At 65.2% G+C, this 19431-nt stretch carries 16 protein-coding genes; 10 read left to right on the top strand and 6 right to left on the bottom strand.

The window, feature by feature from the left end:
* From fdhE to fdnG, 4 genes are all read right to left on the bottom strand, one after another.
* A complete protein-coding gene (gene fdhE, locus AC13GF_RS13045; protein WP_483004880.1) occupies nt 1–984 on the bottom strand; it encodes a formate dehydrogenase accessory protein FdhE in 984 nt (327 codons plus the stop codon).
* 327 nt (nt 985–1311) lie between these two features.
* A complete protein-coding gene (locus AC13GF_RS13040) occupies nt 1312–1959 on the bottom strand; it encodes a formate dehydrogenase subunit gamma (protein WP_483004879.1) in 648 nt (215 codons plus the stop codon).
* The gene (gene fdxH, locus AC13GF_RS13035) at nt 1956–2873 is read right to left on the bottom strand and encodes a formate dehydrogenase subunit beta (RefSeq protein WP_012481154.1); all 918 of its coding nucleotides are present in this window, start codon (nt 2871–2873) and stop codon (nt 1956–1958) included. Before fdxH ends, AC13GF_RS13040 begins: the two co-directional genes overlap by 4 nt.
* 10 nt (nt 2874–2883) lie before the next feature.
* Nucleotides 2884–5952: a formate dehydrogenase-N subunit alpha gene (fdnG, locus tag AC13GF_RS13030; protein ID WP_483004878.1), complete on the bottom strand. Its 3069-nt coding sequence runs from the start codon at nt 5950–5952 to the stop codon at nt 2884–2886.
* Nucleotides 5953–6242: 290 nt separating this feature from the next.
* Here fdnG and gmk point away from each other — a divergent pair, with 290 nt between their 5' ends.
* From gmk to recG, 5 genes are all read left to right on the top strand, one after another.
* Nucleotides 6243–6908, top strand: coding sequence for a guanylate kinase (gene gmk, locus AC13GF_RS13025; RefSeq protein WP_014038334.1), 666 nt, complete (start codon nt 6243–6245; stop codon nt 6906–6908).
* A gap of 110 nt (nt 6909–7018) precedes the next feature.
* Nucleotides 7019–7318, top strand: coding sequence for a DNA-directed RNA polymerase subunit omega (gene rpoZ, locus AC13GF_RS13020; protein ID WP_005410877.1), 300 nt, complete (start codon nt 7019–7021; stop codon nt 7316–7318).
* Nucleotides 7319–7424: 106 nt separating this feature from the next.
* Nucleotides 7425–9587, top strand: a complete 2163-nt coding sequence (locus AC13GF_RS13015; RefSeq protein ID WP_483004877.1) for a RelA/SpoT family protein — start codon at nt 7425–7427, stop codon at nt 9585–9587.
* A 147-nt stretch (nt 9588–9734) separates the two neighbouring features.
* A complete protein-coding gene (locus AC13GF_RS13010) occupies nt 9735–10121 on the top strand; it encodes a RidA family protein (protein WP_005410875.1) in 387 nt (128 codons plus the stop codon).
* Between the two features lie 7 nt (nt 10122–10128).
* Nucleotides 10129–12240, top strand: a complete 2112-nt coding sequence (gene recG, locus AC13GF_RS13005) for an ATP-dependent DNA helicase RecG (RefSeq protein WP_483004876.1) — start codon at nt 10129–10131, stop codon at nt 12238–12240.
* A 53-nt stretch (nt 12241–12293) separates the two neighbouring features.
* On the opposite strand, the gene AC13GF_RS13000 is transcribed toward recG, so the two are convergent.
* The gene (locus AC13GF_RS13000) at nt 12294–13622 is read right to left on the bottom strand and encodes a Fic family protein (RefSeq protein WP_483004875.1); all 1329 of its coding nucleotides are present in this window, start codon (nt 13620–13622) and stop codon (nt 12294–12296) included.
* Nucleotides 13623–13849: 227 nt separating this feature from the next.
* Between AC13GF_RS13000 and AC13GF_RS12995 the strand changes: the two genes are divergently transcribed.
* From AC13GF_RS12995 to AC13GF_RS12985, 3 genes are all read left to right on the top strand, one after another.
* Nucleotides 13850–14788: a nucleoside hydrolase gene (locus AC13GF_RS12995; RefSeq protein WP_483004874.1), complete on the top strand. Its 939-nt coding sequence runs from the start codon at nt 13850–13852 to the stop codon at nt 14786–14788.
* A gap of 88 nt (nt 14789–14876) precedes the next feature.
* Entirely contained in the window at nt 14877–15119 is a 243-nt protein-coding gene (locus AC13GF_RS12990) for a type B 50S ribosomal protein L31 (RefSeq protein WP_005418951.1), read from the top strand.
* A gap of 296 nt (nt 15120–15415) precedes the next feature.
* Nucleotides 15416–16693 carry a citrate synthase gene (locus AC13GF_RS12985; RefSeq protein ID WP_126928523.1) on the top strand — a complete coding sequence of 426 codons (1278 nt, stop codon included), beginning with the start codon at nt 15416–15418 and terminating at the stop codon, nt 16691–16693.
* 125 nt (nt 16694–16818) lie between these two features.
* On the opposite strand, the gene AC13GF_RS12980 is transcribed toward AC13GF_RS12985, so the two are convergent.
* Entirely contained in the window at nt 16819–17592 is a 774-nt protein-coding gene (locus AC13GF_RS12980; protein WP_483004873.1) for an AraC family transcriptional regulator, read from the bottom strand.
* A 92-nt stretch (nt 17593–17684) separates the two neighbouring features.
* Here AC13GF_RS12980 and AC13GF_RS12975 point away from each other — a divergent pair, with 92 nt between their 5' ends.
* Nucleotides 17685–18473 carry an alpha/beta fold hydrolase gene (locus tag AC13GF_RS12975; protein ID WP_483004872.1) on the top strand — a complete coding sequence of 263 codons (789 nt, stop codon included), beginning with the start codon at nt 17685–17687 and terminating at the stop codon, nt 18471–18473.
* A 448-nt stretch (nt 18474–18921) separates the two neighbouring features.
* Nucleotides 18922–19419, top strand: a complete 498-nt coding sequence (locus AC13GF_RS12970) for a CS1 type fimbrial major subunit (protein ID WP_483004871.1) — start codon at nt 18922–18924, stop codon at nt 19417–19419.
* Nucleotides 19420–19431: the final 12 nt, after the last annotated feature.

Here is a 19431-nt window from a genome sequence, read left to right as displayed (position 1 = left end):
TCAGTCGCCGTCGGATTGCCACAGCAGCGGATTCTGGCTGGCACGCGCATAGCCTTCCTCGGCCAGCAGCAGATCCAGCGCCAGCGTGCCGAGGTCATCGGCGACCGGCTCCAGTGACGGGTCCTTCTCCAGATACAGGATCTTGCGGTAGCTGTGGCAATGGTCGCAGGTCTCGGCGCGCACCGCGCTCTCGCGCACTGCCTCGCCGCTGTCGCCGTCCACATCGGCCAGGGCGCGATAGGCGATGTCCTTGCCGGCGGTACCACACTGGCTGCACTGCACGCGCACGTAGTGCCACTGGCAGGCGCACAGCGAGCACGACAGGTAACGGTAAGACGCATAGGGCGGGCGTGCCTGCACCACGCTGACCACCGGTAGCGAGCCGCACAACGGGCACAGGCCGGGTGCATCGGCCAGCGGCTTCAGGTCGGTGGGGCGGAAGCTGGCTGCGAGCACCGCCCAGTAAACTTGCAGTGCGTTCATCACCAGCAGCGCAGCGACCGCATCCACCGATGGCGCATCATCGCGCTCCAGCACGGCGTGCGCCTGCGCATCCAGCCAGGCATCGTCGGCCGCGGCGACGCGTTGCAGCTCCTGGCGGGTTTCCACCGGCAGCCCCGCTTCGTCGGCACAGTGCTGGCACAGCGTGCGCAGCCAGTCGCGCCAGCGTCCATCCAGCTGAAGTGTGTTGGCCGGCCGCAACGGCATGCCGGCACCGGCCGCCGCACTGGACTGCTGCGCACGTGCCTGCGACTGCAGCGCCTCGCGTTGCTGCGGTGTCAGTTCGTCCAGCAGCGCCTGCTGTGCATCGGCCAATGCCGCGAGCAGCTGCAGGTAGCCGCCGATGGCACTGTGCGCAGCCAGGCTGCGCAGTCGCGCCGCGCGCTCAGCAAACAGTGATGTGACATCGGGCAGGATGATGCGCGGCACATCGCGCGAGGCGAGCGTCTCGATCTCACCGGGTTCAAGGATGCGTTGCGCCATGCAGGGCCAGCCAGAAGAACCAGCCTCCATCCTCGCCGTTGTCAGCGCTGGCGTCCAGCGCGTTGCCGGCCATTTGAAAGGTTGGGGTCAGATCCGTTTTCCATAGGAAAACGGATCTGACCCCATCGGCTGGTTGAAAGTGGATCCCGACCGTTGGCCGGGATTCGATCAGTGCCGACCAACGGTCGGCACCCACCATCAGATCGCAGGAAACTGTCGGACGTACTTGCAGCGTCCCCCGCAACCGGACCCACCCCGCCTCCCCTCAGGAAGCCAGCTTTTGACGTTGACGTTGCCTCTGCGGGTGCAGGGCCGCAGGCCCTGCCGCTACCCCTCTTCCCGACGTCCGCGCAGGATGTCCCGGAACCACTGCCGGTGATGCTTGTACGCCCACCCGTAGGTCACCTTGCCCTGGGTCATCGCCCGCACCGAGCCCTTGATCCAGATCGCTGCATAGATGTGCACCACGATCGCGCACACCAGCACACAGCCGAACAGCGCGTGGGCAAGCACCGAGAAGCGGATCACCCCGATCGGGAAGAAGTGGCTGAAGTACTGCCGCCAGATCACGAAGCCGGTCAGCAGCAGCGCCGACAGGCAACCGATAATGGCCCAGAACAGCAGTTTCTGGCCGGCATTGAAGCGACCCACCGGCGGCAGCTTCTCATCCTCGTTGCGCAGTACATCGCGCATGCCGCGCATCCACTTGCCATCGTCGGCGGTCGGCAGATTGTCTCGCCACATGCGGAACGCCAGCAGCGCAAAGCCCACCACCATGGCCAGGCCGATGAACGGATGCAGGATGCGCGTCCACGGGCCGCCGCCGAACAGCTGCGTCAACGGGAACAGGGCAGGGTGGAACAGCGCCAGCCCGGACAGCGCCGTCAGCACGAAGCAGATCGCCACGATCCAGTGATTGATGCGGGTCGGCGCGCGGTAGCGGATGATCTGGCGCGGGTGCGGGGCGTACTTCATGGCCGCTGCTCCTCTTCGATCTTTTTCGCCTCGTGTTCGGCTTCCTCTTCTTCCTCGTCATTGACCGTATTACGGCCGATGCCGATGTAATGCAGGAAGCCGGCGAAGGCGGTGGCGGCGATCGCCAGCACGCCCAGTGGCTTGGCCACGCCCTTCCAGACTTCCACCATCGGGCTGATGCGCGGGTCCTTGGGCAGGTCGGCATACAGCTCAGGCTTGTCCACGTGCTGCAGCACGTACATCACGTGGGTGCCGCCCACGCCCTGCGGGTCGTACAGGCCGGCGTTCTCGTAGCCGCGCGATTTCAGGTCTTCCACGCGTCCGGCCGCGTGCTCGGTCATCGCCTGCTTGCTGCCGAAGGTGATCGCACCGGTCGGGCAGGTCTTCACGCAGGCCGGCTCCTGGCCCACCGCCACCCGGTCCGAACACAGTGTGCACTTGTAGGCCTTGTGGTCCTTCTTGGAGATGCGTGGCACGTCGAAGGGGCAACCGGTCACGCAGTAGCCGCAGCCGATGCAGTTCTCTTCCTGGAAGTCGACGATGCCGTTGGCGTACTGGATGATCGCGCCCGGCGACGGGCAGGCCTTCAGGCATCCCGGGTCGCTGCAGTGCATGCAGCCTTCCTTGCGGATCAGCCACTCCAGCTTGCCCTTCTCGTCCTCGTACTCGCGGAACTTCATCACCGTCCACGACTGTTCGCTCAGGTCGGGCGGGTTGTCATAGCTGCCGACGCAGCTGCCGACTTCGTCGCGCAGGTCGTTCCACTCCATGCAGGCGACCTGGCAGGCCTTGCAGCCGATGCACTTGCTTACATCGATCAGCTTGGCGACCTGGCCGGTGTGCGCGCCACGCGCCTCCGGCGAGGGCGTGGTGGTGGCCGAGCGGCGGATGATGTCCAGGGATTGCAGTGACATGGCGTGTCTCCTACACCTTCTCGACCTTGACCAGGATGCACTTCGATTCGGGCGTCTGTGAGTTGCCGTCACCGATGGCGTTGGTCAGCGTATTGGCGATGTATCCGGGCTTGGCCGCACCGAGGAAGCCCCAGTGGATCGGCACGCCCACCTGGTGCACGGTCCGGCCATCGATCTGCAGGGCCTTGATGCGCTTGGTCACCATGGCGACCGCTTCGATGTGGCCGCGCTTGGAACTGACCCGCACGCGGCTGCCGTTGTTGATGCCCAGCTCATCGGCCAACGCCGCGCCGATCTCGACGAACTGCTCGGGCTGGATGATGGCGTTCAACTTGCCGTGCTTGGTCCAGAAGTGGAAATGCTCGGTCAGGCGGTAAGTGGTGGCCACATGCGGGAACTCGTCCGGCGAACCGATCTGGGCACGGTCGCTGGCGAACACGCGTGCTGCCGGGTTGTTCAGCGTCAGTGCCTGGCCGGGGCTGAGCGGGTTGCTGCGCAGTGGCGTGTCAAACGGCTCGTAGTGCTCCGGGAACGGTCCTTCGGCCATGCCGGCCTTGGCGAAGAAGCGCGCAATGCCTTCCGGGTTCATGATGAACGGGCCCATCCCGCCGGCCGGATCCTCGTCGGCCTTGAAGTCCGGCACGTCCACGCTGCCCCAGTTCTTGCCGTTCCAGGCCAGCAGCGTGCGCCGCGGATCAAACGGCTTGCCGGCCACGTCGCACGAGGCGCGGTTGTACATCACCCGGCGGTTGGCCGGCCACGCCCAGGCCCAGCCCAGCGTATTGCCGATGCCGGTGGGGTCGCTGTTGTCACGCCGCGCCATCATGTTGCCGGTCGGGCCCCAGGCGCCGATGTAGATCCAGCAGCCGGATGACGTGCTGCCGTCGTCGCGAAGGTCGCCGAATGCGGCCAGCTGCTCGCCGGCCTTGCGCACCAGCTTGGTCGGGTCCTTCGGATCGAACACGTCGGCCAGTGCCTTGCCGTTGTATTCCATCGCCAGTTCTTCCGGCGTCGGCAGTTCCGGGTTGGAATACTTCCAGGCCAGGTCGCGCACCGGCTCCCACCACGCACCGCCGTCCTTCTCGTACATCGCTTTGATGCGATGGAACAGCTCGGACATGATCTCGATGTCGCTGCGCGCTTCGCCCGGCGGATTGGCGCCCTTCCAGTGCCACTGCAGCCAGCGCGAGGAATTCACCACCGCGCCGTTCTCTTCGGCGAAGGAGGTGGTCGGCAGGCGGAATACTTCGGTCTGGATGGTGCCCGGATCGACGTCGTTCAACGCACCATGGTTCTGCCAGAAGGCGATGGTCTCGGTTTCCAGCGGGTCCATGCTGACCATGAACTTCAGCTTGGAGAACGCACTGATCAGCTTGCCCTTGTTCGGCGCCGAGGCCAGCGGATTGAAGCCCTGGCAGATGTAGCCGTGGATCTTGCCCTCGTTCATAAGCTCGTACGCCTGCAGCATGTCGTACGGCTTGTCGAGCTTGGGCAGGTGGTCGAAGCACCAGTTGTTGTCGGCGGTGGCGGCATCGCCCCACCACGACTTCATCAGGCTGACGTGGAACTTCGGGTAGTTCTGCCAGAACGACATCTGGTTGGCGCGCAGGGGCTTCTGCGTGCGCTTGGCGATGTAGGCGTCGTAGTCCTGCTCGTCCTGCTTCGGCAGCGTCAGGTAGCCGGGCAGCAGGTCGGACATCAGGCCGATGTCGGTCAGGCCCTGGATGTTGGAATGCCCGCGCAGCGCGTTCATGCCACCACCGGCCACGCCGATGTTGCCCAGCAGCAGCTGCACCATGGTGCCGGCACGCACGTTCTGCGCACCGATCGAGTGCTGCGTCCAGCCCAGCGCGTACAGGATGGTCATCGCCTTGTCCTTGCCGGCGGTGGACGCGATCATCTCCCACACCTGGCGGATGCTGTCGGCCGGCGTGCCGCAGATGCGTTCGACCATCTCCACGGTGTAGCGCGCGTAGTGCTGCTTGAGCAGGTTGTAGACGCAGCGCGGGTCCTTCAGCGTCGGGTCGCTGCGCACGAAGCCATCGTCACCGTAGGCGTAGTCCCAGCTGGAGCGGTCGTAGCTGCGCTTCTCTTCGTTGTAGCCCGAATACAGGCCGTCCTTGAAGGCGAATTCGTCCTTCACCAGGAACGACATGTCGGTGTAGTTCAGCACGTACTCGTGCTGGATGCGGTCCTCGGTCAACAGGTAGTTGATCAGGCCACCCAGGAACACGATGTCGGTACCGGTGCGGATCGGCGCATACACGTCGGCCACCGCAGCCGAGCGGTTGAAGCGCGGATCGACCACGATCAGCCGGGCCTTGTTGTGTGCCTTGGCCTCGGTCACCCATTTGAACCCGCACGGATGCGCCTCTGCGGCATTGCCACCCATGATCAGGATCAGGTCGGCATTCTTGATGTCGACCCAGTGATTCGTCATCGCACCACGGCCTAGCGTCGGGGCAAGACCTGCCACCGTCGGGCCGTGTCAGACACGTGCCTGGTTGTCGAATGCCAACATGCCAAGGGAGCGGACGACCTTGTGGGTCAGCACCGCGGTTTCGTTGCTGGTGGCCGAGGCCGCCAGCATGCCGGTGGTCAGCCAGCGGTTGACCGTCTGCCCGGCTTCGTTCTTCTGCACGAAGTTGGCATCGCGGTCTTCCTTCATCAGCCGCGCGATGCGATCCAGCGCATCGTCCCAGCTCAGCCGCTTCCACTCGTTCGAGCCCGGCGCGCGGTACTCGGGGTAGAGCAGGCGCGACTTGCTGTGGATGATGTCGGCCAGGCCGGCACCCTTCGGGCACAGCGTGCCGCGGTTGACCGGATGGTCCGGGTCGCCCTCGATATGGAAGATGCTCGGCTCGGCGTTCTTGGCGCCATCGCCGAGGCTGTACATCAGGATGCCGCAGGCCACCGAACAGTAGGTACAGGTGTTGCGGGTCTCGGTCGCGCGGGTCAGTTTGTACTGCCTGACCTCCGCGAGCGCGATGCCGGGCGCGAAGCCCATCAATGCCAGACTGGAGCCGACCAGGGTTGTCCCGGTCACTTTCAGGAACTGGCGGCGGCTCATCGATGGCATGCCGTTCTCCTGGGATGGCGGGGAGGCGCAGGCCTCCGGGCTGTCGTTGGGTACGGCCCGGTTATAGCACAGGCCCCCGCACGCCCATGTGGCACAAGGCCCGGCGCCTGCCGGGCGGGCGCGCAACGGGGCCGCTCTGGTAAAGTTGCGTGCCCGCACCCCGGGGAAGCGTCTGCCGGGCCTGGTTCCAGGATGTTCCGCGCAGCCCCCGCCGTCCTGGCGCGATCCTCCGCGCCGGATCTGGAACACCGAGGAAAAATTTTGCGAAATCAACCCGTTGGATCCCCCGCATGAGCGCCCCGTCGAAGCCGTCGGACGCCGTTGCGCGCGGCACGCTGTACATCGTTGCCGCCCCGTCCGGCGCTGGCAAGAGCAGCATCGTCAATGCCACTCTGGCGCGTGACCCGCAGATCGCCCTGTCGATCTCCTTCACCTCGCGCGCGATGCGCCCCGGTGAAGTGAACGGCCAGCACTACCATTTCGTCTCTGCGGAGAAGTTCGAGGAAATGATCGCCGCCGGCGACTTCTTCGAGCATGCCTGGGTGCATGGCGACTGGAAGGGCACGGCGCGGCAGTCGGTGGAGCCGCAGCTGGCCGCCGGCCAGGACGTGCTGCTGGAGATCGACTGGCAGGGTGCGCAGCAGGTGCGCCAGCTGGTGCCGGGTACGGTCACCGTGTTCATCCTGCCGCCGTCCAAGCAGGCCCTGCAGGACCGCATGCGCAAGCGCGGCCAGGACAGCGAGGCGGTCATTGCCCAGCGCCTGGGTGCGGCCCGCGATGAAATGCTGCACTTCAACGAGTTCGACTACGTCATCGTCAACGAGGTGTTCGACACCGCGGTGGACGAGCTGTGCGCCATCTTCACCGCCAGCCGCCTGCGCCGGGAGGCCCAGAAGGTCCGCCACGCCGGCCTGATCCAGGCCCTGTTGACCCCCGATCCGGGCGCAACTGACTGATTCCAAAAGAATCGGGTAGGGGTTGGCTTGATTTTGTCCAGCCCCTGCCAGTACACTCCGTCCCCTTTCCCTCATTCGACTGAGCGGCCGACCGGTCGCCGGGAGCCCGTATGGCCCGCATCACCGTAGAAGATTGCCTGGAAGTCGTTAACAACCGTTTCGAACTGGTCATGATGGCTTCCAAGCGTGCCCGCCAGCTCGCCAACGGCGTGCAGGCCACGCTGGACAACAGCGAGACCGAGGACAAGCCGACCGTGCTGGCGCTGCGCGAAATCGCCGCCCGCAAGATCGACAACGCGCTGATCGACGAAGTCGAGAAGGCCGAGCGTGAGCGCGCCGAGCGCGAAGCGCTGGAGTGGGCTGCCGCGGAAGTGGTCGCCGACGAAGACATGTCCAAGAACGACGATTGATCGCATCGATCAACGTAATTGTTGGATGTGCCGAACAGCCCGCCCCGTGCGGGCTGTTTCGCATTCAGGATTTGCCGTAAACGTCGCGCTGGAATAGGCTTCGGGCATGAACCCAGGCCCCACTGCCAAGGTCGCCGCAGCCCCCGCTGCCGCCGTACCCGACTACGTCCTCCAGCTTGAACGCGCCGCCCATTACCTGCCGCCGGAACAGCTGCCGCTGTTGCGCCGTGCCTGGGAAGTCGGAGCTTCCGCGCACGCTGGGCAGACGCGCAAGTCGGGCGAGCCCTATATCACCCACCCGGTGGCCGTGGCCCAGGTGCTGGCCGAGCTCGGCCTGGACGTGGAAGCGCTGATCGCCGCGATCCTGCACGACACCATCGAAGACACCCCGCTGACCCGTGAGGCGCTGGCCGCCGAGTTCGGCGAAGCCGTGGCCGAACTGGTTGACGGCGTCACCAAGCTGGACAAGCTGAAGTTCCGCGACCGCCAGGAAGCGGCCGCCGAGAGCTTCCGCAAGATGCTGCTGGCGATGTCGCGCGACCTGCGCGTGATCATGATCAAGCTGGCCGATCGCCTGCACAACATGCGCACGCTGGGCGCGCAGAGCCGCGAAGCGCGCGGCCGCATCGCCCGCGAGACGCTGGAGATCTACGCGCCCATCGCCCAGCGCCTGGGCATGAGCCTGGTCAAGAGCGAGCTGCAGAACCTCGGCTTCAAGGCGCTGTATCCGTGGCGCCACGCGATCCTGGAAAAGCACATCCGCAGCCAGCCGGTGGTACGCCGTGAAGCGCTGGCGCAGGTGGAAGTACAGCTGTCGCAGCGGCTGGCGAAGGAGGGCATCGAGCACCGCCTGGTCAGCCGCATCAAGACCCCGTGGAGCATCTACAACAAGATGCGCGACGAGAACAAAACCTTCGACCAGGTAATGGACGTGTTCGGCTTCCGCCTGGTCGTGCGCAGCGTGCCCAGCTGCTACCACGCGCTGGGCTCGGTGCACGCCACCTTCAAGCCGCTGGATGGCCGTTTCCGCGACTTCATCGCCATTCCCAAGGCCAACGGTTACCAGTCGCTGCACACCGTGCTGTTCGGGCCCTACGGTTCGCCGATCGAAGTGCAGATTCGTACCGAGGAAATGGACCTGATCGCCGAACGCGGCGTGGCCGCGCACTGGACCTACAAGTTCGGTGGCGATTCGCCCAACAGCGCGCAGAGCCGCGCACACGCCTGGATCGTTGAACTGATCGACTCGCAGCGTGCCGCCGGTTCCTCGCTGGAGTTCCTCGACAACGTCAAGGTCGACCTGTTCCCGGACGAGGTCTACCTGTTCACCCCGAAGGGCAAGATCCTGGCCCTGCCGCGCAACTCCACCGCACTCGATTTCGCCTACGCCGTGCATACCGACGTCGGCAACATGGCGGTGGCCTCGCGCGTCGACAAGAAGCTGGTGCCGCTGCGCACCAAGCTGGTGTCCGGGCAGTCGGTGGAGATCATCACCGCGCGCTCGGCCACGCCGAAACCGCAGTGGCTGGAATTCGTGGTCACCAGCAAGGCGCGCACCGCCATCCGCCACCAGCTCAAGCAGCTGGAGCACGAAGACGCCGTGCAGCTGGGCCACCGCATGCTCGACCGTGCGCTGGAAGCGATGGATTCGTCGCTGGAGCGGCTGCCGAAGGGGCGCCTGGATGCGTTCCTGGCCGAACACCGCTTCCCGCGCCTGGAGGCGCTGCTGGCCGAGGTCGCACTGGGCAACTGGATGCCGACCCAGGCCGCGCAGGCGCTGATGGCCTACGCCGAACTGCGTGGCGGCCCGCATTCGCGCCACCACTCGCAGGAAAAGATCCTGATCAACGGCAGCGAGCGCGGCGTGGTCACCTTCGCCGGCTGCTGCCAGCCGATTCCCGGCGACGAGATCATGGGCTACCACACCGCCGGCAAGGGCATCGTGGTGCACCGCATGGACTGCCCGAACCTGGCCGAACTGCGCAAGTCGCCCGAGCGCTGGGTGCCGATCGGCTGGGACACCACCGTTTCCGGCGACTACGACACCTCGCTGGTGGTGGAAGTGGAGAACGGCACCGGCGTGCTGGCGCAGCTGGCCGCCGCCATCGCGCAGAGCCATTCCAACATCGAGCGCGTGGACTACCTGGACCGCGACTTCAACGCCGCCGTGCTGGCGTTCAACATCCAGGTGCGTGACCGCAACCACCTGGCCGAAGTGATGCGCCGCCTGCGCCGCCTGTCGGTCGTGCAATCGGTGCGCCGCCAGTAGAGCCACGCCATGCGTGGATGACGTTCCGCGCCCACGACGCACGGGGTCGGATCCGTTTCCCGCCGGGAAACGGATCCGACCCCAGCCGATGCCGCGCCCACCCGGTACAATCACCGCTCTGTTTTCCCCCAAGCACCGGAGCGACCCATGTCCCGCCAGATCATCAACACCGAAAAGGCTCCCGCCGCCATCGGCCCGTACTCGCAGGCCGTGCGCGCCGGCAACACCGTGTACTTCTCCGGCCAGATCCCGCTCGACCCGGCCACCGGCGACATCGTCGGCGCGGGCGACGTTGAAGCGCAGGCGCGCCGTGCCTTCGACAACCTCAAGGCCGTGGCCGAAGCCGCTGGCGGCTCGCTGGACAAGGTCGTGCGTCTGGGCCTGTACCTGACCGATCTGGGCGAGTTCGCCAAGGTCAACGCGGTCATGCAGGACTACTTCCAGGCCCCGTACCCGGCCCGTTCCACCATCGAAGTCTCCGGTCTGCCGAAGGGCGCCAACTTCGAGGTCGACGCGGTGATGGTCATCGACTGACCGCCACGTGGCACGCAAGGCGGCGGTCACCCCGGTCCTGTCACCGTCCGGCGAAGCATCCCTGGCGATGCTTGCCGGCGTGGGTCCGGCCGTGGCCGCCAAACTGCAGGCGCGTGGCCTGGCCACCCTGCAGGATCTCTGGCTTCATCTGCCGCTGCGCTACGAAGACCGGACCCGGCTGACCCGCATCGAAGACCTGCGCAATGGTGTACCGGCGCAGGTGGAAGGGCGGGTGGTCGCGGTCGAGCGCGGCATGCGCTACCGGCCGATGCTGAAAGTGGCGGTGGAAGACGAAGGGCAGGGCACCCTGGTGCTGCGCTTCTTCCACTTCCGCCAGCAGCAGGTCGGCCAGTTCGCGGTCGGCAACCGGCTGCGCTGCTTCGGCACGCCCAAACCGGGCCACCTCGGCCTGGAAATCGTCCACCCCAGCTACCAGGTGCTGGGCCGCAACGACGATCCCGAACTCGGCGACCGCCTCGACCCGGTGTATCCCACCGTCGAAGGCGTCGGTCCGATGACCATGCGCAAGCTGATCGGCCAGGCCCTGGACCGCCTGCCCGAGGAAAGCACGCTGGAGCTGCTGCCCAGCGGCTGGCTGGATGGCCTGGGCCTGCCGTCGCTGCGCAGCGCGCTGCTGACCGTGCACCGGCCGCCGCCGGATGCCGATCTGGCCGCGCTGGCTGCCGGTACCCACCCGGCGCAGCGCCGCCTGGCGATGGAAGAGCTGCTGGCGCACCACCTCAGCCTGCGTCGGCAGCGCATTGCCTTGCAGGCGCACCATGCGCCGCCGCTGGCCGGTCCCGGCAAGCTGGCCAAGGCGCTGCTGAAGCAGCTGCCGTTCGCGCTGACCGGCGCACAGGCGCGCGTGTTCAAGCAGATCCGCGAAGACCTCGCGCGCCCCAGCCCGATGCTGCGGCTGGTGCAGGGCGACGTCGGCTCCGGCAAGACCGTGGTCGCCGCGCTGGCCGCCATGCTGGCGGTGGAGCAGGGCAAGCAGGTCGCGTTGGCCGCCCCCACCGAGCTGCTGGCCGAACAGCATCTCAACAACCTGCGCGGCTGGCTGGAACCGCTCGGTGTGCGCATCGCCTGGCTGGCCGGCAAGGTCACCGGCAAGGCGCGCGCCAAGGTGATGGAGCAGGTCGCCAACGGCGAGGCGCAGGTGGTGGTCGGTACCCACGCGCTGATGCAGGAGGCGGTGGTGTTCCAGGACCTGGCCCTGGCCATCGTCGATGAGCAGCACCGCTTCGGCGTGCACCAGCGCTTGGCCCTGCGCGACAAGGGCGCGGGCGCACACAGCGTGCCGCACCAGCTGGTGATGACCGCCACGCCGATTCCGCGCACGCTGGCGATGTCTGAGTACGCGGACCTGGATGTGTCGGCCATCGACGAACTGCCGCCGGGGCGCACCCCGGTGCAGACCGTGGCACTCAACAATGATCGCCGTCCCGAGCTGATCGAGCGCATCGCACTGGCCTGCCAGGAAGGGCGGCAGGTGTACTGGGTGTGCACGCTCATCGAGGAAAGCGAAGAGCTGGATGCAACGCCCGCGCAGGCCACTTACGAATCGCTGCAGGCGCTGCTGCCGGGCGTGCGCGTGGGGCTGGTGCATGGCCGCCTGAAAGCCGCCGAAAAGCTGGCGACGATGGTGGCGTTCAAGGCCGGCGACATCGACCTGCTGGTGGCGACCACGGTGATTGAAGTGGGCGTGGATGTGCCGAACGCCTCGCTGATGGTGATCGAGAACGCCGAGCGTCTGGGTCTGGCCCAGCTGCACCAGCTGCGCGGCCGCGTGGGGCGTGGTTCTGCCGTGTCGCGCTGCGTGCTGCTGTACCAGGCACCGCTCTCGCAGATGGCACGCGAGCGCCTGCAGACCATGCGCGAAACCAACGATGGTTTCGTCATCGCCGAAAAGGATCTGGAGCTGCGCGGCCCCGGCGAACTGCTCGGCACCCGCCAGACCGGCCTGGCCGGTTTCCGCATCGCCGATCTGGCCCGCGACGCCGGCCTGCTGCCCGGCGTGCACGACCTGGCCGAGCGCCTGCTGGACCAGCAACCCGCGCTGGCCGATCGTGTGGTGCAGCGCTGGATCGGCACCGCCGTGCGTTACGCCTCGGCGTAACGTCACCTTGGTAGGAGTGGACCTTGGTCCACACATCCACGCATGGCGTGGATCTACAACACCAAGCGTTCCGACAGGCCGGGAAGCACGAGATACTCGGAGGCCTTCCCGACGCGCTCTTTGCTGACAAGCCCAGACGCCACCAATCCATTCAGATCCTTCAACGCGGTCGGATAGGTAATGGTGTGTGCCGCCTGGTGGCTGGCGATGGTGTAGGTCCGATCAGGATCTTTCAGCGCGTTGGCCAGCAACGCGCGCTGACGGTGATTGAGCTGCATGCCGCCAAGCCGGGCGGTTCGCAGCATACGTCGCGCCGCTTGATCCTCTGCCTGCTTCCTGGCGATGTAGGCATGCAGTCCCTGGATCGATTGCTCAATGGCCTCCAGCTGTTGCGCAACGAAGTAGCCAAGATCCCGGTTGTCACTTTCGGTGTACAGGTAGGCCCGCATGTACTTGCCTGGGGACTTCTTCAGCACGCTGGAAATGGAGAAGTATTCGGTCATCCAGTACCCCGAATTCATCATTGCCCAGTAGAACAGTGCGCGCGCCGTACGGCCATTTCCATCCACGAAAGGATGGTCGTAGCCAATCTGGAAATGTAGTGCGATGGCTTTGGCGACTGGATGCACGAACGGCGTGCTTTCTTCATTGATGAACGTGCACAGCCGCTCGATCCGTGCAGGCACTTCCTCGGCCGGAGGAGGGGTGTGCAGAAGCGTAGGCGGTGAGCCGCGGTCGAAGATCGCAACGTTGTCTTCGGCGGTTCTGAAACGCCCGCTGTCGGTTGGCAGTTCCAGCGTGCCGTCGGTGAGGATGCTGTGCAGCTCCAGAATCTCGCCGGGAGTGATCGGGCGTACGCCGCGCTCGCGGATCACGTTCATTGCTACGTAGTTGTTGTAGATCATGCGCTCGGACTGGTCGCGCGGCGCGCGGCCCGTGCTCAGCATTTCCTTCGCCACGGCCCGCGTGGTCGAGGCGCCCTCCAACTGCGATGAGGTCATCGCTTCCTCAATCAGCGAGCGGATGAGGAACCGCCCTTGCCCGCTGGCGGCATCCACCCCCTTCACCGAGCCTGCGGCCTCCCGGTCGATGTAATGCAGGTGCCGCTGCATTGAATCGGTAAGAGCGAGCTTGAAGGGTTGCTGCGTCTTGTCCAGCAACAGCGGTAGCGGCTTCAGCAATGCTGCGCGCGTCCAGGTGATACCCAGCCACCACTGTTCCGCATTCAGGCCTGCTGGTGGCGCTCTGTGGCGCACCTTGTCCCAGTGCTCATAGGCGCCGTTCACCTCGGGCCCAATCCGGGCATCCAGGATGATACCGAGGGTCTCGATGTACTTCCGGGTGAGGGTTGCCAGATCGGGAGCTGGCATGGGCAGCTTCATGGTGGTTTTCTATAAAATATGCATTACTTTTTATAGCAAATGATGTTGAGCGCTCCAAGTGTGCCCAATCAAAATCTGTTCATGTTCGTGAGCGAGTCGGGCGGGGCTGTTAGAGGCGAGGCAAGGGATCTAGCCCGCTCCTCGACATCTTTGCCGTTGGGAGAGTGCGGTATTGCAACGGTCATCATCCCGGTCCACACTTCGTTGCCGATCTGAAGACGGCAACGATGACCCACAAGATCCCCCTGTTGATCGACACCGACCCCGGTGTGGACGACGCCCTGGCCCTGCTGATGGCCTTTGCCGATGAACGGCATGACGTGGTCGCCCTGACCATCGCCGCCGGCAATGTCGGCCTGCAGTACACCGTCCGCAACGCGCTCAAGCTCTGCGACATCGTCGGCCGCGCCGACGTACCGGTGTTTGCCGGCAGCCCGGATCCGCTGCTGCATCCCTCCGTTGACGCTGCCCACGTGCATGGCCGTGATGGCTACGGCGACGTGGACCTGCCGCCGCCGAGCCGTCAGGCTGAAGCCGAGCACGCTGCACTGGCCATCCTGCGCCTGTCGCATGAGCACGCCGGCGAACTGATGCTGGTGATGCTCGGCCCGCTGACCAACCTGGCCCTGGCGCTGAAGCTGGACCCGACACTGCCCGAGCGCATCAAGCGCATCGTGGTGATGGGCGGCGCAGTCACCTGCCACGGCAACATCACCCCGGCGGCCGAATTCAACATTGCGTTCGATCCGGAAGCGGCGCACGTGGTGTTCACCTCGTTCAAGCACCTGCTGGTGTCGGACTGGGAGGCCACCGTCGCCCATGGCCTGCCGCTGCAGGACGCCGAGAAGTGGCTGCAGGCCGATTCCGATCGTGCCCGCTTCTACGAGCTGATCTCGCGCAAGACCCGTGGCCTGTCCGAAGACAGCAAGGGCGGGCGCTGGTACACCGCCGATGCGGTGGCCATGGCCTGGGCGCTGAACCCGGAAGGGCAGCTGCAGGTCGAGTCGCGGCCGCTGAACGTGGAGCTGAACGGTACGTTCAGCCGCGGCGCCACCATCGTCGACTGGAACCGCCAGACCGGCCAGCCGGACAACTGCGATCTGCTGATGGCCTACGACCAGCAGCGTTTCGAGGCCCTGGTGCGCCAGGCCCTGGGCGCAAACTGAAGTCGATTGACCCGCACCGGTTGCCCCGAGCGGCAACCGGTGCTTATAATGCCGCTCTTGACCACCAGCCCATTTACGGTGTGAGCCCATGAAGGCCGATATCCATCCGAACTACCGCGACGTCGTCTTCCATGACGTCACCTCCGATTTCAAGTTCCTGACCCGCTCGACCATGGGCACGAAGGAAACCATCCAGTGGGAAGACGGCAACGAATACCCGCTGGTCAAGGTTGAAATTTCCTCTGCTTCGCACCCGTTCTACACGGGCAAGCACAAGGTCATCGACACCTCGGGCCGTATCGACAAGTTCCAGAAGCGCTACGCGCGCTGATCTGTCGATCCAGCTTCGAACCGACGGCCGCGCTCTGCGCGGCCGTTTGTTTTTCCCCAACGCCAACCCAACGGGCGTTTGGATGGACGGAACACTGCGTTCGTGTGACAACGCTTTTGCCGATCCGGGCCGCTCAACGGCCGGCGTCTGGCCGCCTGTCGTATACGACTTCTGTCTAGCGCCGGGCAAATGCTGCTGTGCGATAATGACCTGATCCCCGGCACAGGCCGAGGACGTCATTCACGTGCCTGACCAATGCGCTTGGGCAGGCGCCTTCCCATGAAGGAGCGCACACAGTGTCCGATCTTGATCAGGTCACGCTCAACGCCGGCGATAAGTCGGTCGTTCTGCCCGTCATCAAACCCACCCTTGGCAACGACTGCGTCGACATCGCGAAGCTGACCAAGGAAACGGGGTATTTCACCTACGATTCCGGCTTCACCGCGACGGCCAGCTGCAAGTCCGCCATCACCTACATCGACGGCGACAAGGGCGTGCTGCTGTACCGCGGCTACCCGATCGAACAGTTGTCGGAAAAGTCGAGCTACGTCGAAGTGGCCTACCTGCTGATCAACGGCGAGCGCCCGAGCGCCGAGCAGCTGAAGGCCTTCACCGACGAGCTGGCCGCTGAAGCCGATGTCGATGCCTCGATCAACACCCTGATCGGCAGCTTCGCCAAGGATGCTCATCCGATGGCCATCCTGACCGCCGCCATCGCGCAGCTGTCGGGCATCTACCACGCCTCGCTGGACCTGTCCGACGCCGAACAGCGCCGCCAGGCTGCCGTGCGCCTGATCGCCAAGGTGCCGACCCTGTCGGCGCTGATCTACCGCCACGGCAAGGGCCTGCCGGCCAACAAGCCGGACACCTCGCTGGACTACGTCAGCCGCTTCCTGAAGCAGACCTTCGAGTCGGCTGATGGCCAGTACGATCTGAACCCGGACGTGGTCAAGGCGCTGGACCTGCTGTTCATCCTGCACGCCGACCACGAGCAGAACGCCTCGACCTCGACCGTGCGCCTGGTCGGCTCGACTGGTGCCAACCCGTATGCGTCGGTCGCCGCTGGCGTCACCGCGCTGTGGGGTCCGGCCCACGGCGGTGCCAACGAAGCCGTGCTGAAGATGCTGGAAGAGATCGGCAGCGCCGACAACGTCGAGTCCGCCGTGGTCAAGGCCAAGGACAAGACCTCCGGCTTCCGCCTGATGGGCTTCGGCCACCGCGTCTACAAGAACTTCGATCCGCGCGCCAAGGTCATCGGCGAGATGACCAGCAAGGTGCTCAAGCAGCTGGGCGTGCAGGATCCGCTGCTGGACGTGGCCGTGAAGCTGGAACAGGCCGCGCTGCAGGACGAGTACTTCGTCGCCCGCAAGCTGTACCCGAACGTCGATTTCTACAGCGGCATCATCTACAAGGCGCTGCAGATCCCGACCGAAATGTTCACCGTCATGTTCGCCCTGGGCCGTACCTCCGGCTGGGTCTCGCATTGGCTGGAACAGCAGGTTGATCCGGAAATGAAGATCGGCCGTCCGCGCCAGGTCTACACCGGCAGCGACGTGCGCGACTACCAGGGCTGATCGCCCGCGTAGGTTGTGCCGAGAACGCCCCGCATCCGCGGGGCGTTTTTTTTGCCGCCACCCTGGTGGGTGCCAACCTTGGTTGGCACGCTTCTGTAGAGCCGAGCCATGCTCGACTGCTCTTGCTACACCTCCGAATACTGGCTCGGCGAACTCCCCAGCACACGCCGGAATGCCGCAGAAAACGCACTCGGGCTCGCATATCCCAGGTCCAGTGCCACGCGTGTCACCGCCTGACCTTGCCCCAGCCGCTCGATGGCCACCAGCAGGCACACCTGCTGCCGCCACTCGGCAAAACTCACCCCGGTATCCGCGCGGAACATCCGCGTGAACGTGCGACGGCTCATGCCCGCATCCGCAGCCACCTCATCAAGCCCGATGGCGAGCGAAGGCGCATCGAACAGCGCTCGGCAGACGCGCGCGAGGCGGTCATCGGCAGGCAATGGCGCATGCAGGGAAAGCGTCGACATCGACGCGATCTCCGCCACCAGCAATTGCATCAGCTTGCCCGCACGCCCGTCCTCGTCGTAGAGCGGCGGCAGGTCCACTGCATCCTCCAGCAGCTGTCGCAGCAAGGGAGAGACCGCATACACGCGGCAGTGCGCTGGCAGTGCTACAGCAGTGGCCGCCTCGATGGAAAGGAAGGCGTTGAGCATCGTCACCGGCCCGCGCATCGTCATCTCGTGGTCCAGCCCGGCCGGTACCCAGCAGGCGCGCCGTGGCGGCACCAGCCAGCGTCCCTGCGGTGTCGTCACGCTGATGGTGCCGCGCGCGGCGAACGCGAACTGACCGCGTCGGTGGGCATGGCGGGGAAACGTGGACGCGGCCGCGTAGTCGTTCGAGGTGACCACGACATCGCGCGGCAGGTCTTCGTAGGGATCGAGCAGCGAATTGCGCATGGCCCGGATTCTATAGCGGTTGACCCGCCATCGACGGCGGGCCGCACCTGCGCTGCCTAGCATCTGTATTCCTTCTGACTGTGGCGATTTTCATGGCCAACACTTTTCATCGCGTGGGGCAGGGGCCTCACTTCGTCCTGGTCCTGCATGGCTGGTTCGGCGACGCGCATGCGTTCGAGCCGATCGAGCCGTGGCTGTCGCACGATCACTTCAGCTACGTTTTCATGGATTGCCGTGGCTACGGAGGCATGCGCGATGCGACGGGTCAGTTCAGCATCGACGAGGTGGCACATGATGCCTTGGCGCTCGCCGATGCGCTGCGGATCGATACCTTCAGCGTGGTGGGGCACTCCATGGGAGGCATGGCGATCGAGCGCATTGCCGTGCTCGCGCCGCATCGTGTGCGGTCCATGCTGGCCATCGCGCCCGTTCCCTGCGGCGGCATTGCCTATGACGCGCCCACGCGGCGCCTGCTGGAGAGTGCCGCAGGCAGCCTCGCCAACCGGCGGGCCATCATCGACCGCAGCACCGGCGGGCGGCTGCCAGCAGCCTGGTTGGACTGGAAGGCCGGATACTCAATGGAGCGCTCCACGCCCGGCGCGTTTGCCGCCTATCTTTCCGCGTGGGCAGATACGGATTTCAGCAACGAGATCGTTGGCGAGCATCGGTTGAAGGTGGTAGTGGGTGGGAATGATCCAACGTTCAACCGGTCGCTGATGGAGAAGACCTATCTGTGCCGCTATCGGCACGCAACGCTGGAGGTCATCGAAAGTGCAGGGCACTACCCGATGAATGAGGCACCCTTGGCATTGGTGGCGGCCATGGAGTCCTTCCTGGCCCCATCCAGTAGATCCACGTCGTGCGTGGATGAACCACTGTAGAGTCGAGCCGTGCTCGACACCACAAAGGCGAGGCAATGAGGTTTGTTGTATTCAATGGATGAGGAAAATTGCATAACCCCATCCAGTAGATCCACGCCATGCGTGGATGACCCATTGTAGAGTCGAGCCGTGCTCGACTCACGCGCGCAGCGCGGGTGTTTCGCGCAGTGTCGGAAGAGCAGTCGACTAACAGTCGACTCTACAAGGGCAAGACAATGGGGTTTGTTGCATTCAAGCAGTGAGGGAGTTTGCATAACCCTCAAACATTGAACACCTTCAAGGATTCTTCTTAACGTCCAACGTTTTAGGAATGCTTGAATAGTCTGCATGGCAGTGGATTCCTAACATTCTCTCCGTCGCCTGCAACCACCTCTGCGGGCGGCGCCTCCCTCCCTTTCTCCTTAGGGGAGGGGGGCTTTCATATTCCCCCTGTCCGAGAGAGACACCCATGCACGCCATTCTCAAGAAGGCCGCGCTCGCTGCAGCGCTGGCCACCGCTTCGCTGTCCGCGCACGCGCTGGAAACCAAGATCACCGTCTACGCCGACGTCGACCCGACCTTGGCGCTGCTGCGCGACGATGGCACCCCGCTGCCGGATACCGTGCAGATGACCCACGATCCGCTGCGTGGCCTGCTGCCGTCGACGCAGCAGGTGCGTATCCACTCCAATGACGAAACCGCGGACATCGAAGTTCGCCTCGGCCACGATCCGGTACTGCTCAATGGCAGCACCCGCGTGCCGCTGGCCGTCAGCCTCAATGCCGATGCGCTGAGCACCTCGGTCACCGAGTTCAAGGCTGCCGACCTGTTCAACGGCGCCAGCTCGACCCCGGGTGCCTCGATCGCCATGCCGCTGACCATCGCCCAGGCGGGTACCGGCGGCCCGCTTACCGTACAGGGCCGCTACGAAGGCATGGTCTACATCATCATGAACCAGAAGCCCTGATTCACGGCTTCC

It is taken from the genome of Stenotrophomonas sp. 22LJNL06-5-1 (assembly GCF_056861455.1).
This window is presented reverse-complemented; position numbering and strand designations above follow the sequence as displayed.